Raw genomic sequence first — 15469 nt, 5'->3', positions numbered from 1 at the left:
ATGGAAGATTTAATTGAGAAATTAAAATCTCATATTCATTGGGAAGAGGGCATGGATGATTCTTTGCTCTCTTTTTATATTGAACAAGCAAAGACTTATGTAAAGAATGCGACAGGCAAACAGACCGAGTATTTAATTATTATGGTCGCCGGTATCATCTATGATTACAGAGTCTCTGAAAAAGAATTAGAAGAGGCACTTGATGCTTTAACACCGTTCTTTGTCCAGGAGGTTTATGTCGATGAAGAGAAAGACGAATAAACTCAAATGGATGGGAGAGCTACTTAAATTAGGAGAGACCATTGATCCGGAAAATGACCGAGTTGTTATGGGCTATCCTTTAGAACGGAAACTTCGTTATAACAATATTGGAGTTACGGCTACTGACAAATTTACAACAAAAGATACGAATGACATTGTAAAGAAAATTGAAGTTCGTATTGATCGTGACATTGAAAACAATCAAAAGAATTATCGTGTAAAAGTTGGTGACCGTATTTATAACATTGAACGCATTTATGTAAAAGAAGAAGACCGATTGATGGAGGTGTCACTATCGTATGCAAATTAATTTTGAACAGTTGCGAAGCTTTATGAAGAAATCTGGTATTCCAGTTTCTCGTGATAGTGCTCCTACAGGGATAGATTACCCTTATATTGTGTATGAATTTGTGAATGAGCAACATAAGAGGGCTTCTAATAAGGTACTAAAAGATATGCCACTTTATCAAATTGCAGTTATCACAAATGGAACTGAAAAAGATTATGAGCCATTAAAGGCTGTTTTTAATGAAGTAGGCGTGTCTTATTCTCAATTTGATGGAATGGGTTATGACGAAAACGACGATACCATAACGCAGTTTATAACGTATGTGAGGTGTATCCAGTAATGGCTTCAAATAACAATGGTTTTGCTGAAGCTTTAGAAGATATTAATACGCTATTACGGATGAATAAAAAGGTCGAACTAGATGTATTGGACGAAGCAGCGAAGTATTTTGCTAGTAAATTAAAACCGAAAATCAAAGCATCCAGTAAAAACAAGCGGACACATTTAAGAGATAGCCTAAAGGTTGTTGTGAAAGTTGATCGTGTATCTGTGGAGTTTAAAGATGAAGCTTGGTATTGGTATTTAGTTGAACATGGCCATAAAAAAGCAAATGGTAAGGGGCGTGTGAAAGGAAAACACTTTGTCCAGAATACCTTTGATGCGGAAGGTGACAAAATTGCTGATATGATGGCACAAAAAATAATGGATAGAATGTGAGGATGATATACATGACAATTGAAAATAAAGAAATTCAATATTCCGTAGGGATTGAAGATTTATATCTGTGCTTGATGAAGGGAAATGAAACTTCTAGTGCACTACCAACGTATGAGGATATCGTTTATAGACAAACGAATATTTCGGATTTAACGATTTCCACTACTTCTACTAATTTTACAAAGTGGGCATCTAACAAAAAAATGATTAACATTGTCAAAAATACAGCGTTTGGATTAGCTTTTAATCTTGCTGGTCTAAATCGTGAAGTAAAAGATAAAATCTTTGCAAAAACACGTAAAAAAGGCGTGTCTTTTGAAACAGCGAAGGCAAAGGCGTATCCAAAGTTCGCAGTAGGTGTTGTATTTCCTTTAAATGATGGAACAAAAATAGTACGTTGGTATCCAAAATGTACAGTTGCTCCAGTAGAAGAATCTTGGAAAACACAAGGTGATGAAATGACTGTGGATGACATTGCTTACACAATTACAGCAGATCCATTGTTATGTAACGATGTAACACAAGCTGAATTGGATACTGGCGATCCAGAGGCAAAAGGAATGAAAGCTGAAGATTTCCTAAAACAAGTCATTTGTGATGAATCTCAATTAACGCAACTTGGTGGAACATCGACACCAGGGAAATAAGGAGTGATAGTATGGCACGTTTAAGTGATTTAGTTAACGTTAATATAACTAGAAACAGCATTAAGATACAGGGTGTCTCAATCCCTGTTGTTTTTACTTTTGAATCTTTTCCTTATGTGGAAGAGGCGTATGGAACACCCTATCATGAATTTGAACAAGAAATGAATGATATGTTAGGAAAAGGTCAATTTAGCCTGGGAGAAAATGAAGCGAAATTGATGCGTGCATTAATTTATGCGATGGTACGTAGCGGCGGTACAGAATGTACATTAGCTGAATTGAAAGGTGCCATTCCTATGAATGATTTACCTGATATCTTCATCGTTGTATACGAAATCTTCAGTGGACAAACTTTCCAAACTTCTGATATGGAGAAGCTGCAGCAAGAAAAAAAGGTAACTACTCAGCTTCTTCAAATAAAAAAACAGGCCAAATACATGTTTCCGATTCGAAAACATGAAAAGAAAATACTCCAATCAGAGAAAGAATCTATGCCAAATAGAGAAATTCTCTTATGAAGTCGTGTTATTCCAAGGAACCGTTCTAGTTTCTATGACTTGGTTTATCGCTTGTAAGACCGATTGTTTTTGTTTTTTCATGGTACTCATAAAGCTTCGTATCTGACAAAAAGATTCTGCGCCTTTCTTACTTCGGAAAGTCCCAGACACTTTCTGTTTTACTTTCGTCATCCGAATATCCCGTTCTGCTTGATTGTTATCAAATGGAATGGCTGGATGTTCTAAAAACGCTAGAATTCTGTCAGAATACTTGACGAAGCGATTCCATAAATTTTGAGAAGGCGTCTGCTTTCCTTTCTTCTTTTGTTTCGTGGAAAGAATCTGTTGTTCTTTCAATATGGATTGATACATAATAAACAGATTCTTTTGCGTCGCTTTTGGCATGGTACCTTCGGATTGCTTTTTCATCGTCAACGCTTGCGTTAGAAATTTCTGCATCTGTTGTGCCCATTGTTCTCCAGTACTATCTATAATTCCTTGTAAATCTCGTAAGAGATGGGCATTACATAAAACGTGACGACAATCTGTATACGCATCATACGATTTCCAACCATCATGCATCGCAATTCCAGAAAAAGATGGCAAGATTTCTCCAGCATCCATTGCTTCTTTTCCACGTTTTTGATGAATATGTTGCAATGTCACCTCCGGTGTACTGGCAGTATGTAACCATTGTGTTTTGTTTTCTACACGCATACCAGTTTCATCAAAATGGACAACAGGAGACTGCAGAATCTTTTCCTTTACTTCTTTTATGAATGGCTGCAATTGAGAAGCGAAAGCCTGTGTATGATTTACCAGGGTTCCTTCGCTTATAGAATGTCCAAAACAATCCTGAAAGAATTCTTTTGTTCGCTTCAAAGAAATGCATTGATAATGCGTTAAATAGGGAATCAGTCTTTTTATATTTGGACCATATTGAACAGGACGAGATACTGTCGAAGGAAATTGGGCTTCTTGGATAGAATGGCAATGTGGGCATTCTTTCTGTTCTACTTTATGTTCTGTCACTTCGATCTGAATAGGTGGTAAGTCATACACTTGGCGAATGCGATACCCTTTTACAGGCTCGTGGTTCAAGGAAGTATGACAACAAGTACAATATGTAGGAGAATGTGTAATCGTATGATCTGGAGTCGCTGTCAAACCAAGAGTATGTCCCTTGTGGCCCAACTGGCCACCCGTTTGACGATGAGACGGTTTGCGCAAACTTTTTGTAACGGGCTTACCCAAACCATCTGTAGAAGGTGGCTTATGACTATTTTTGGAGTTTTTTTTTGAAGCATTTTCTAGTTCTTGTATACGTTTTTCTAACTTAGAAAATGTTTCTTCAAATAAAGAAATAACAGCTTCAGGTCCTTTTTTATATGTATCTAAAATAATTTTTCGATCGACCATAAGATTCACCTCCCCTGTTTGATATACTCAGTATTTACAAATGGGAGGCATATGAAACTAGTAAAATTTAAAAAAGACACCGAAAGGTGGCTGAGTAGTTACGTAAATTAAATGAAAAATGTATTTATATTCATTTTTTAGAAAAAACAAAATATTTCATCCTGTCATTATTTTAAAGTTATGATATATTTAATTGTTAATAAAATTAAAATTTATTATTAAAAAGGAGACATATGATGCAATCAAATATTATTTCTACCCCAAAAAGAAAAAAGAAAGGGATTATTGTCGGGGTTATTGCACTAATTGTTATTGTAGCGGCAATTAATATTTTTGTTATGCAAGGTAAGAAGAAAGGAGCATCAACAAATGCTGATGCTGTAAGTTTTGAGAAGGTAACGGAGCGTAAGCTGAATAATACGAAGTTAATTTCTGGTCAGGTGAAGCCTGGTAATATTGAAAGCTTCTATGCAGATCCAGCCAAAGGGAAAGTGAAAGATATTGAGGTAAAAGAAGGGCAAGAGGTAGAGAAAGGTACGAAGTTATTCTCTTATGATAATGAAGAGATTAATCTTCAAATGAAGCAAGCTGAGCTTGATCAGAAGATGGCGGATATGCGTTATAATCAAGGAAAGAAGAAGATTGATTCGCTCAAGAAAGAAATTAAGAAGGCAAAAGATAGCGGAGCTGGGAAAGAAGTAACAGATCCGATGGACGAGCAAGTAAACGAATTAGAGATTGCTCAAAAGACAACTGATCTTGAGAAAGAAAAAGGGAAGTTGCAGAAAGAAGAGTTAAGTAAAAAGCAGAAAGAGCTTACGATTTATAGTAATTTCGCTGGTGTTGTTCAAAAGTTAGATAAAGATGCGGCGCAAAGTTCATCTCAAGCGTTAGGTGGTCAAGGAAAATCGTTTTTACAAGTAGCTTCTAAAGATCCATTCCAAGTTCAAGGTACGTTAACTGAGCTTCAGAAGTCACAAATTCAAACGGATCAAACAGTCACTGTAACTGCAAAAGCAAATAGCAAGAAGAAGTGGACAGGTAAGATTACAGAGGTAAGTGAGTTCCCAACGAGCGCAGAGATGGCGCAAGCTGGCGGCATGGGTGAAGCAACTCAAAATATGTCTCAGTATACATATAAAGCTAGCCTTGATAGTCAAGATGGTTTATCTCCAGGTTATCACGTTTCTCTGCAAGTAAACTTAGAGAATAAGACGATGGTTGCTGTTCCAAGTAAAAGCATTGTAGAAAAAGGCGATGATGCATTTGTTTATGTTGAGGATAAAGGGAAGCTTCGTAAACAAAATGTGAAAAAAGGTTCTACTGATGGAGACTGGACAGAGGTTGTAGAAGGCGTAACAGTGGGGCAAAAGGTGGTTAAAAATCCTTCCGACGATGTGTATGACGGAATGGAAGTGAAAGAGAAATGATTACGTTAAATCATATTGCTAAAACGTATGATCAAGGAAAATTGGCGGTGCCGATTTTGCATGGTATTAGTTTAACGATTCAGAGCGGTGAGTTCGTTTCGATTATGGGACCGTCTGGTTCTGGTAAGTCGACGCTTATGAATATTATTGGTTGCTTAGATCGTCCAACAGAAGGCGAATATATGCTGAATGACGTGAATATCTTAACAGCAGACGAGTCAAAGCTTGCTTTAATTCGTAATGAATATATTGGCTTTGTATTCCAGCATTTTAATTTACTACCTCGTCTTTCCGCAGTGGAAAATGTTGAGCTTCCGCTCGTATATGGTGGCGTGAAGAAAGCGGAGCGTCGCAAGCGTGCTTTGGAGGCGTTAGGTAAAGTTGGATTGGCAGATCGCGTGCATCATTTACCAAATGAGTTATCAGGTGGACAGAAGCAGCGTGTAGCGATTGCAAGAGCGATTGCAAATAATCCAACGTTCATTATGGCTGATGAACCGACTGGTGCACTTGATACGAAGTCTGGTGAGCAAGTTATGGATATTTTCACGAAGCTTAATGCAGAAGGTACGACGATTGTTATGGTTACGCATGAAGAGGAAGTGGCAGCGTATTCTTCCCGCCGCATTGTACTGCGAGACGGGAAAGTTACAGAAGATAGAAGGTGTGCGGTATGAGTTTACTAGATAGTATAAAAATTGCCCTATCTTCTATTTTAGCTCATAAATTACGTTCAGCTCTTACGATGCTCGGTATTATTATCGGGGTAGGTTCGATTATTACAGTCGTTGCAATTGGGCAAGGCGGAGAAGCGATGCTGAAGTCGAAATTCGCAGGTTCTGGTGGTAATAACCTTATGCCAATTCAATTTAAACCAGATATTAATGATGAGTTTGCTATAGGTGGATTTGAAATGCCGAAGTTAACGGAAGAGGATATTTTGGAAGTAAAACAAGTGAAAGATGTTTCACATGTTATTACGACAAACCAGACGACAGAGGTGCTTGATGTAAATGATAAAAAAGCAAATTTGAATGTTATTGGTCTTGATAATGAATATTTTGCGGTTAATAAAGTAAAGGTCGTAAAGGGACGTACTTTAAATGAATCAGATATTTCTCATGCAAATAACGTTGTGATGATTAGTACAAAAACAGAAGAGACGTTATTTAAGGGTGTAAATCCAGTAGGACAAATTATTGAGATGAAAGGACAACCGATGCAAATTGTCGGTGTGTATACATCTGATAATGAATTTATGGGATTTGAAATGGAAGAAGCGTTAATCCCTCTTACGTTATGGCCTGTTTTATACGGAACAGATGAAATTCAAAGTATCGCAATTCAAGCTAAAAATGTAGACGATTTAGAAGCAGCAGGGAAACAAGCTGTTGATGTATTAAATAGCCGTAAGCCAAGTGAAATTCCGGGTAAATATGAACTGGTTAATTTAAAAGAATTCCAAGAAAATGTTTCTAAAGTTACTAACATTATGACAATGATCATCGGTGGTATCGCTGGTATTTCATTAGTCGTTGGTGGTATCGGTGTTATGAACATCATGCTTGTATCTGTAACGGAGCGTACGCGCGAAATTGGGATACGTAAAGCGCTTGGAGCAACGCGTAGTAAAATTTTATTACAGTTTTTAATTGAAGCAGTTATGTTGACGCTTCTAGGTGGTTTAATCGGAATTGGCCTTGGGTATGGCGGAGCATATATCGTTTCTACATTCGCAAAATGGCCACCACTCGTTTCATGGGAAGTTGTCGTTGGAGGCGTACTGTTCTCGATGACACTTGGTATTATTTTCGGATTAATTCCAGCGAACAAAGCTGCGAAATTAGATCCAATTGAAGCATTGCGTTATGAGTAATTAATAGTGTAGTAGAACTACACATTACCATTCTAGTGGGCGGTTCGTAGCCTCTTGCGTGAGGAAGTGAACCGCCCGTTAGAACGGGTTATATAAATAGAAGGAGGCGTTATAATGGAAGCAAATATTAATACGCAAGATGTAGGTGCGAAGAAGCCATCATTATTAGGAATGATTACTTCTCCAGGTGAGCAATTTGAGAGAATGAAGACGAAAAGTCCAGTATGGGGGGCATTTTTCCTTTTCATTATATTAACAGCTGTAATTGCAGGGATTAGCATGTATCAAGTAATGAATCATCCTGATGTAATGAGTGAGGTGCCTGATGCTGAAACGGCTAAAGTTGTTGGTTACTTCGGAATAGGAGCAGGTATTGTTGGAGGGCTATTTGGTACTGCGATTTGGTTCTTCATTGCGGCAGCTATTTATAAAGTGATTATGATGTTTATGAGTAATGATACTTCATACATGAAATTATTATCTATTTATGTCTACACATATACGATTTCAATTTTAGGTGCAATTGTGAACTTTATTATTAGAATGATTCTTGGTGGAGATATTGAAACTTCTTATACAAGTTTAGCAACTTTATTTGAGCCAGGTACAGTTGCTCATGGTGCTGCTTCATCATTCGAAGTTTTCAATATTTGGACATTAGTTGTAATGGGATTAGGATTACATATTACGGCTGGATTAAGTAAAAAACAAGCAACGATTTTAATTGTTATTTTCTTTATTCTTTCAGTTGGATTTACTAGTTTAAGTGGTCTAGCTCCAAAATTTGGTGCATAATTTATTCTTTTAGAAAAAGGTGGCTCTTCCAAGAGTCACCTTTTTTATTTTTACCCTTACTTCAAATACCACCAACAGAATTTCAAATTCTACATAGTGTAATTTCAGATTCCGTCGGTAGTATTTGAAATGACTCACAGTGAAATCTTTTCTTTATTTTTATATTGTGAAGGTACCGCGGAATACTAGAAAGGTATACCTTTTAGAAACGGGTACTGTGTGAAGCCAGCGACTTTTAAAGAGGCAGTTGTTTTGTATGAAGGGATGATTGTAAATCAAATAAAGAAATTAGGTATTCGTAAAGATTATGAAGAGTATTATCAATGTGGTTTAATTGGTCTTTGGCATGCGTATGAAAGATTTGATGCAAAGAAGGGGTATTTCCCTGCATATGCAGTTGTAACGGTGCGTGGTTATATATTAGAGAGATTGAAGAAAGAGTTCGCAGTGCAGGAGAGATGTGTATGTGTAGGTGAGTATGAGGATATCTTTCATTTTGAGGATGTTGAAATAAGAGTGAAGGATTTTATGAGCGTGTTAGATGAGAAGGAGAAGTATATTATTTTTGAACGTTTTTTTGTAGGGAAGACGATGGGAGAAATCGCTTTAGAGACGGAAATGACATATTATCAAGTAAGATGGATGTATCGGCAAGCACTTGAGAAAATGCGAGATAGTGTAAGAGGATAAATATTAATATAAGAATGGAAGGCAAGAGATGTTGCTTTCCATTCTATTTGTTAGTTTAATGTAGTAAATGTAACAAGGGGTTTTTAAATTGTAGTGAATCTTGCATGTTCATACGAGATAGTATGTATCCAGCTTTTAATAATTGTTGCTGCAATTTATGGGGACTGATAGATATTGTTGTTGTAGTGCCATTTGAAAAATGTATTTTAGCCTTTTTAATCTTTTGACAAAAGTCTATATCGTGTATGTGGTTATAAAATAGCCATATACAGTTTGGAGATGAAGGAGATTCTGTTGGAAAAGTACAAATGTATTCCCGATGATTAATTGGAATTGGAACGTTTTGTTTGAATCTAAAATTTGTTTGGACTGCATTACGTCTACCTTGATAAGTAGAGTGAATATGGGTTAAGCAAGATTTTTTGATAAGTTGTAATGCGGTTTGGCAGGAACGAAGATCATTTCCGCTACTGTCGATAAGTTTTGTACGATAATAAGGGTGATTGTATGGAACAAGCATCATAGTAGAACTAGAAATAATAATGTTATTTTCATCATTCATGATTTTAAGTCCTCCCTTATGAAATTAATATTTCGAATATAATTATATACGGAATAAGTAAACTCGGTGTTAATATTTTGTTTTGTATTGTAAATTTTGGCTATTCGTTTACAATCAATAGGTGATAGTCTTTCTAATTTGCATCGCTTGTACATATATATGAAAATAGAAAAGAGTAGGCGGTGATATAGTATGAAGAAAAAGTATATTATTATGGCTTTAGTTGTCGTTCTCCTAGTATATTTAGCAAACAGTAATCCGAGTAAGGGCGAATATACAGAATGGGCAGCGAAGCAGTTTATGAAGCGTAATGATGTGAGTAAGAAGCTAGATGAAGTTCAAAAAGAGAATGAAGAGGGTCTCCTTGGCGACTTGGCATCGGCCGGTAAAAAGTTAGCGAAAAAGTATGTTGAGCCACAAGTTGGGTTATTAATTGATCATTATACGAAGCGAAATGATTATATATTCTTCTCAACATATACGACTGAGTTTGATATAGGTGAAGAACATTATAAGTACGTATGCGTCGGTTTCTCAAAGATTTTTATTCCGATTGAAATGCCGAAGAAAAAAGACGAATCTGCAAAATGATGCAGATTCGCCTTTTTCATTTTATAGAGTAATTGGAACTTCAGATACATTTTTTTCTACAAGGCGAGCTCCCTTTTTTCGTGTATTTTCATCAATGGATGAAAATACAGATGAGGCGAGGATTGTATCCATTACTTGATTTACGACTTGTGCATCGATTGGTGTGATGGGCGTATCGATAGAAAAAACGACTGTTTTTCCATCTTCTTTTGCGAAAATCAACTCTAGTACTTGCATGTGTTATTCCCTCCTTTGTATTTATCAAGCTATTTATGGGATTTGGGTCTGCCGGTTAAATTGCGGTCTAATACTCAGCGGGGATGAATAAAATCCCCACTGATCCGAGTTTTACTTTATAGTTTAGAAAGATCTGATGTGCTTACAAGTTGTACAGCGTGAAGTGGTGATGCTTGTAAGGAAGCTAGAGCATGAGCTACGTTGTGTACTTGATCTAAGCTCGCATTTGTTTTAACACGTTTAAATTGTTTGCTCTTGAAAACTGTTTTGCCGTTCTTATCTAATCCGTTGTTTAAGACAAGACGTAAAGTTAAATCCATTACGATTGTTTCAATTGCCATGTGTATCACCTCCTTTCACTTTATAAATAGGGTACAAATGTCATGTTTTGGCGTGAAATTTTTTCTTTTTTTTGGTACCCTTAAAAGATTAAGAGAGGAGAATTCTGGATAATGAATCGTAAATGGTTATTTTGGATTCCTGTATTACTATGGATGGGGCTGATTTTCTATTCTTCGGCACAACCATATAAAAAGCAGGATATGCGTTCAGATATTGAACAATATGTAAATGTTGAATTTGTGAAAGAGCATTTTTCATGGGTATCTATTGATTATGGTGGAGGAACCCCTGTTAGTATTGCGAATAAAGGTGTAGGCGGATTTATTGAGTTTTTCCTTCGTAAAGGTGCTCATTTTATGGTGTTCTTTATGCTAGGTTCATTGATTTATTACGCTTTTCATCGATCAGGTCATTCGAGGAAAAGATGTTTTATATATGCCCTTCTTTTCGTTGCGGGTTATGCAACATTTGATGAAATTCACCAATGGTATACGGGAGACCGCACACCAATGTGGCAAGATTCATTGCTTGATACGTGCGGCGGATTAACGGGAATTATAATAAGTAATTGGTTTTGGAATAGAAAAAAGCGCTAATCTCATTTGAGATTAGCGCTTTTTTTGCGGGGAGTAAAACCTCCACTGATTAAAGTTTCACTTTATACACCAAGTAATTCTTTTAGTTCGTCTGTTGATAGTTCAGTCATCCAGCTATCGCTTGTGATGACCGCATTGTTTAGAGATTGTTTTCTTTCTAGCATTTCATCAATTTTTTCTTCTAATGTTCCTGTTGTAATGAGTTTGTGAACATGAACAAATCGTTTTTGACCAATGCGATATGCGCGGTCTGTTGCTTGATTTTCCACAGCTGGATTCCACCAACGGTCGTAGTGAATGACATGGTTGGCAGCGGTTAAGTTTAATCCTGTTCCGCCAGCTTTTAAGGATAAGATGAAAATGTCATACGTTCCGTTTTGGAACTCCTCAATCATCTTGTCGCGATCTTTTTTCGGCACACTACCGTTTAAGAAGAGGACACGCTGGCCGAATTTTTCTTCTAGCACACGTTTTAGCATGTTCCCCATGCCGATGTATTGAGTGAAGATGAGGCAACTTTCATTTTGATCTTTTATATTTTCGATGAGCTCCATTAACGTTTTTGTTTTCATAGAGCGTTCAACGACATTTTGTGGCTCTTCTTCTTTTAAATAAAGAGCTGGATGATTACAAATTTGTTTTAGCTTGTTCAGCATAAGTAATATAAAGCCGCGTCTTTCAATTCCACTTAATCCTTCGACATTTTGCAGTGTATCTTGAACAAGTTGTTCATATAAGGAAGCTTGTTCACCAGTAAGAGGACAGTAAGCTTTTTGTTCTTGTTTATCTGGTAATTTTAATGCGACCGTTTGATCTTTCTTCGTTCGGCGCAGTAAAAATGGTGAGATAAACCGTTGAACTTGCTGGATTTTTCCTTCATCACGATCTTTTTCAATCGGTGTGACGAAGCGACGTTGGAATTGCCCTAAGCTTCCGAGATATCCATGATTAATAAAGTCGAAAATGGACCAAAGTTCAGCGAGGCGATTTTCCATCGGCGTACCAGTTAAAGCGATTTTGTGATTTGCTTGTAAGTTTCGTACTGCTTTGGACTGTTTCGTATGTGGGTTCTTAATATTTTGTGCTTCATCCAAAATAACAGCATCCCAGCATAATGAAGTTAGTTCTTCCTCATCGAGTTGAGCCAATGCATAAGATGTTAATACAACATCTGCTGATTGAAGGAAATCTTCAAAAGAATTGCCCTTATCTCTATTACTTCCGTAATGTAATTGAACACGTAAATTCGGTGCGAAACGCTCAAATTCTTTTTGCCAATTTCCAAGAACAGATGTCGGCGCTACGATTAATGCAGGGCCTATTTTGAGATTATTTTCTTTTATATATAGTAAGTAAGAGATTGTTTGAATACTTTTCCCGAGTCCCATATCGTCAGCTAGCAATGCTCCAAATCCAAGCTTTCGTAAATATAATAACCATTCAATGCCGTGTTGTTGATACGGACGAAGTGTTGCGTTTAGTGAAGTAGGGACATCTACTTTTGGAATATCTCCAATATGAAGCAGCTTTTGGAATAGTTCCTCATAATATCCATCTAGTTCAATTTCAATATCAGTAAACGGACTATCATCTTCTACAATTTCTGTTTCAGCCGTATTTGATAAATGTTGCTGCAGGACATCTTTCATCTCTAGTCCGTATTTATCGGCACGGTTCATGAGTTTCCTTACTTCTTCGATAAAGGCTGGATCTAGTCGCATCCATTGACCGTTTATATTAAATAGACGTTTGTTTTGTTCAACGAGTTCAAAAAATTCGCTTTCTGATAAATCAATGCCGTTCGTCGAAATTCGCCAGTCAAAATTAACGAGCGTATTCATACCGAAGAACGATTGTGTTTGTACTGTATTTTGCTTCAGTTGAACACGTAATTTCGGTTTTGTTGCTTTTAAATTTTGCCACCATGATGGTAGTAAAATTGTAATGCCGGCTGCAAGTAATTCATCGCTTGCTTCTGTTAAGAAGTTCCAAGCTTCTGTTTCAAAGAGCTCATTTCGGAATGTATCTCCTTCTTTTAACCACGGTATGAGCTTACTAAAACCTTCTTGTGTTTCTGTAATCCGTTCTTCGTAATCGTGCCATCTTTTCGGTAAGGAATCGATGTTTTCATATACATATATGCGATGCGCCCCGCGCTTTGGTGTCACGATTGTTTCAAGTTTCCACATTTCAAATTCTTCTTGTGGTTCTTGCAGTCTTAGTCCGATTGTAAACGGAAGATCATCTTCAATATAACCAATTTTTCGAAGCCAATCTTCTTCATGTAGTGCTGTTTCCAATTGTCTTTTCGTAAAGTCGTAATGTTCATATAGTCTTTTAGCATCTTCCCAGCCGTCATTTGAGCGATTATCTTGTAATATGCTTTCATTAACTGCTGCTGAGAAAAGAGATGCTAATGTGTCATCTTCAATTGGCGTATTTTGAACTTTCCAAGATGGTTGTTTGGGCCAGTGCTCGATATCTGGTACGAAGCTACCACTCGTAAAGGCATCCCATAATTCATTTGCATCTTTTGTAAGTGCTGTAATAGGGCCGTTCAATTGAATATGTGCAAAGGAATTCATCGGTTTGTTTGCAATGTATTCAAAGGCTTGTGCATTTGTTAGTAGCACACCTTGTTTTCCTTCGAAGGTTGCTTCTTTTAGAAACGTACCGTAGAAAGAAGTGGAGTGCCATGTGAATGCATGTCGTTTCCAACTTGTTACGGATAATGGAGTACCGCTGTCATCTTCTCCCCAAAGGAACCAACCTTGACTAACATGCTGGAGCCTAATTGTTACTTCAGTTTGATTGATCATCGATTAATTTTCCTTTCCGTAATTCCTCTTGTAGTGCACGCAGACGTGAATGGAGATTGGCGATGTGAATAATGAAAGCATCCCATTCATCGGTGCGTTTTAATCGTTTATATAATGTACGTAATTTCTTTAAGTAACGAACTGCGCGTCTATATGATTTACGATTTCGTTCTTCAATTGCTTCTACAGCAGCAAGATGATAAAGAGGAAGTGCTGCTTCTGGCGCTTCTTTTTCAATATCTTTCAGTGGTTCTTTTAACAGTTCAATTGCTTCAAACCCATATAAGAGATGGAGCTCTGCCCATGTACGATACTGTTTTTTCGCGAGTACGTACTGTTCATAGTTTGTGAAACTATACGGTAATAGTTCCTGCAAGATCATTTCAAAACCAGCTTGTTCATTTGTATGTGTTGCGTATGTTTCATACATGATTACAAATAGCCGAACGATATCTTTTATAAAAATCGTATTTTCGTGATCTTGGATCGTTTTCTTTACTTGTTTATACGTAAAGGAAAGCCAGTTTTTCGCACGATCCCACTGCATGGCACTTAATAGTTCTTCTAACCAATAGAAGTATAGACTCACAACAGAAGCAGGTTGTTTCTTTAGTAAGTCCATCGCTAGTAGATCTTCTTCATTTAAAAAGAGAAGGTGAGAAGACGCTAACGCTTTAGATAGTGGATTAATTTTCGTATCGATTCGTTTTTCTTCCTCTTGCATTTTCTCTTTATTGTTTAAAAGTTCACTCCATATGTGGCGATAAATGAAAAATCGCTCTTGCGTATAAGCGTCGGTAGAGAAGAATACTTCATGAACAAGACGAGCTGTTTCTTGCAAAATTATTTCAGATTCTGAAGGAATCGCTTCTGATTGTAAGTCCCGAACGATGGATTCCACTTTATCTACAAATAGGCGAACGACATTAACAGGTTGGTGATAAGAATACGTTTTGTTTGCTTCGAATGCCTGAATTTCTTCTAATAATTTTTGAAAGCAGTAAAGTACTGCATGTAACCTGAATAATTCATGTATGGCGATGACGCGCGGAGCTTTCCGCTCAAGTTTCGTATAGAAATCTGTAAAGATACTCATAAGAAAATACATTTGTTTATAAGTAAGGCGAGCTTGTTCTTTTTTAAATGATTCATATTCTTTTTCAAAATATGATTCCCAACTTTTATAATCCGTTTCTTCAAAAGCTGATGATTGCAATACTTGTCTTGCAGTTCGAATAGGAGGAAGGGAAGGTTTCGTATTATTTTTAAATAAAGTTAATACATCTCCTACTTGCCCGAAACTAGACGCTGCAGATAGTAATACAGCGAGCATATGCTCACATTGTGTTGGTGCGAAGCAATCACAATAACTTTCAGCGACATTACGAATCGGAATATGAACGCTATATACGTTGCCTTCCGCATCTACAGTTCCTGATAGTGTATAACCATCAAAGTCAACGTTGTAGACAACACCACTACGATATAGGTGCCGAGCTGTAGCGACATGTTCCTGATCAGCTGTTTGCTGTGGATCTAGTCCTTGAACGAACTCATTCGCAATCATCATAATTTCATCTTTCGTAATTGAGTGTTGCAGCATAATATTCCTCCGTACACATATTTCTTTCCTTTACCATTATAAACAAAAAATGCTCAAAACAGAAAAAATGAAATTTGGATTACATAACTTGAAAATCA

Annotated in this window: 18 protein-coding genes and 1 pseudogene; 13 read left to right on the top strand and 6 right to left on the bottom strand. The window is 36.9% G+C overall.

Annotated elements, in window-relative coordinates:
• The 6 genes and pseudogenes from AC3WVZ_RS25275 to AC3WVZ_RS25250 all read left to right on the top strand — a co-directional run.
• On the top strand, nt 1-261 hold the full coding sequence (locus AC3WVZ_RS25275; RefSeq protein ID WP_233935573.1) for a head-tail connector protein: 261 nt from the start codon (nt 1-3) through the stop codon (nt 259-261).
• Nucleotides 242-571, top strand: coding sequence for a hypothetical protein (locus tag AC3WVZ_RS25270; protein WP_233935572.1), 330 nt, complete (start codon nt 242-244; stop codon nt 569-571). Before AC3WVZ_RS25275 ends, AC3WVZ_RS25270 begins: the two co-directional genes overlap by 20 nt.
• Nucleotides 561-890 (top strand): hypothetical protein, encoded by a 330-nt coding sequence (locus AC3WVZ_RS25265; RefSeq protein ID WP_233935571.1) that lies wholly within the window; start codon nt 561-563, stop codon nt 888-890. The genes AC3WVZ_RS25270 and AC3WVZ_RS25265 overlap by 11 nt, the downstream gene beginning before the upstream one ends.
• Complete coding sequence (locus AC3WVZ_RS25260) at nt 890-1267, top strand: HK97 gp10 family phage protein (RefSeq protein ID WP_233935570.1); 378 nt, start codon at nt 890-892, stop codon at nt 1265-1267. The genes AC3WVZ_RS25265 and AC3WVZ_RS25260 overlap by 1 nt, the downstream gene beginning before the upstream one ends.
• Nucleotides 1268-1278: 11 nt before the next feature.
• The gene (locus tag AC3WVZ_RS25255; protein WP_023521134.1) at nt 1279-1914 is read left to right on the top strand and encodes a major tail protein; all 636 of its coding nucleotides are present in this window, start codon (nt 1279-1281) and stop codon (nt 1912-1914) included.
• A gap of 11 nt (nt 1915-1925) precedes the next feature.
• A pseudogene (locus AC3WVZ_RS25250) lies at nt 1926-2309 on the top strand (hypothetical protein); the annotation flags it as partial.
• A gap of 117 nt (nt 2310-2426) precedes the next feature.
• Here the strand turns inward: AC3WVZ_RS25250 and tnpC are convergent.
• Nucleotides 2427-3830 carry an IS66 family transposase gene (gene tnpC, locus AC3WVZ_RS25245; protein ID WP_100910632.1) on the bottom strand — a complete coding sequence of 468 codons (1404 nt, stop codon included), beginning with the start codon at nt 3828-3830 and terminating at the stop codon, nt 2427-2429.
• Nucleotides 3831-4066: 236 nt separating this feature from the next.
• Between tnpC and AC3WVZ_RS25240 the strand changes: the two genes are divergently transcribed.
• The 5 genes from AC3WVZ_RS25240 to AC3WVZ_RS25220 all read left to right on the top strand — a co-directional run bounded on the left by AC3WVZ_RS25240 (nt 4067) and on the right by AC3WVZ_RS25220 (nt 8621).
• Nucleotides 4067-5260: an efflux RND transporter periplasmic adaptor subunit gene (locus tag AC3WVZ_RS25240; RefSeq protein ID WP_233936606.1), complete on the top strand. Its 1194-nt coding sequence runs from the start codon at nt 4067-4069 to the stop codon at nt 5258-5260.
• Nucleotides 5257-5937, top strand: a complete 681-nt coding sequence (locus AC3WVZ_RS25235; RefSeq protein ID WP_233935569.1) for an ABC transporter ATP-binding protein — start codon at nt 5257-5259, stop codon at nt 5935-5937. The genes AC3WVZ_RS25240 and AC3WVZ_RS25235 overlap by 4 nt, the downstream gene beginning before the upstream one ends.
• Entirely contained in the window at nt 5934-7136 is a 1203-nt protein-coding gene (locus AC3WVZ_RS25230) for an ABC transporter permease (protein ID WP_000054365.1), read from the top strand. The genes AC3WVZ_RS25235 and AC3WVZ_RS25230 overlap by 4 nt, the downstream gene beginning before the upstream one ends.
• A 114-nt stretch (nt 7137-7250) precedes the next feature.
• Nucleotides 7251-7931 (top strand): YknW family membrane protein, encoded by a 681-nt coding sequence (gene yknW, locus AC3WVZ_RS25225; RefSeq protein ID WP_000387922.1) that lies wholly within the window; start codon nt 7251-7253, stop codon nt 7929-7931.
• A gap of 219 nt (nt 7932-8150) precedes the next feature.
• On the top strand, nt 8151-8621 hold the full coding sequence (locus tag AC3WVZ_RS25220) for a sigma-70 family RNA polymerase sigma factor (RefSeq protein WP_002026588.1): 471 nt from the start codon (nt 8151-8153) through the stop codon (nt 8619-8621).
• Between the two features lie 55 nt (nt 8622-8676).
• Here AC3WVZ_RS25220 and AC3WVZ_RS25215 read toward each other — a convergent pair whose 3' ends face one another.
• Nucleotides 8677-9183: a competence protein ComK gene (locus tag AC3WVZ_RS25215; RefSeq protein WP_000997459.1), complete on the bottom strand. Its 507-nt coding sequence runs from the start codon at nt 9181-9183 to the stop codon at nt 8677-8679.
• 192 nt (nt 9184-9375) lie between these two features.
• On the opposite strand from AC3WVZ_RS25215, the gene AC3WVZ_RS25210 reads away from it, so the two are divergent.
• The gene (locus tag AC3WVZ_RS25210) at nt 9376-9774 is read left to right on the top strand and encodes a DUF4359 domain-containing protein (protein ID WP_000731405.1); all 399 of its coding nucleotides are present in this window, start codon (nt 9376-9378) and stop codon (nt 9772-9774) included.
• Between the two features lie 21 nt (nt 9775-9795).
• On the opposite strand, the gene AC3WVZ_RS25205 is transcribed toward AC3WVZ_RS25210, so the two are convergent.
• Entirely contained in the window at nt 9796-10011 is a 216-nt protein-coding gene (locus AC3WVZ_RS25205; RefSeq protein WP_001197593.1) for a DUF2922 domain-containing protein, read from the bottom strand.
• A gap of 116 nt (nt 10012-10127) precedes the next feature.
• The gene (locus AC3WVZ_RS25200) at nt 10128-10352 is read right to left on the bottom strand and encodes a DUF1659 domain-containing protein (protein ID WP_000963861.1); all 225 of its coding nucleotides are present in this window, start codon (nt 10350-10352) and stop codon (nt 10128-10130) included.
• A 111-nt stretch (nt 10353-10463) separates the two neighbouring features.
• Here AC3WVZ_RS25200 and AC3WVZ_RS25195 point away from each other — a divergent pair, with 111 nt between their 5' ends.
• A complete protein-coding gene (locus tag AC3WVZ_RS25195) occupies nt 10464-10949 on the top strand; it encodes a VanZ family protein (protein ID WP_001080707.1) in 486 nt (161 codons plus the stop codon).
• A 62-nt stretch (nt 10950-11011) separates the two neighbouring features.
• On the opposite strand, the gene AC3WVZ_RS25190 is transcribed toward AC3WVZ_RS25195, so the two are convergent.
• Nucleotides 11012-13768, bottom strand: coding sequence for a DEAD/DEAH box helicase (locus tag AC3WVZ_RS25190; protein WP_233935568.1), 2757 nt, complete (start codon nt 13766-13768; stop codon nt 11012-11014).
• A complete protein-coding gene (locus tag AC3WVZ_RS25185; protein WP_000939146.1) occupies nt 13752-15371 on the bottom strand; it encodes an SWIM zinc finger family protein in 1620 nt (539 codons plus the stop codon). The genes AC3WVZ_RS25190 and AC3WVZ_RS25185 overlap by 17 nt, the downstream gene beginning before the upstream one ends.
• Nucleotides 15372-15469 lie beyond the last annotated feature (98 nt).

This window comes from Bacillus sp. CPT56D-587-MTF (genome assembly GCF_058792335.1).
This window is presented reverse-complemented; position numbering and strand designations above follow the sequence as displayed.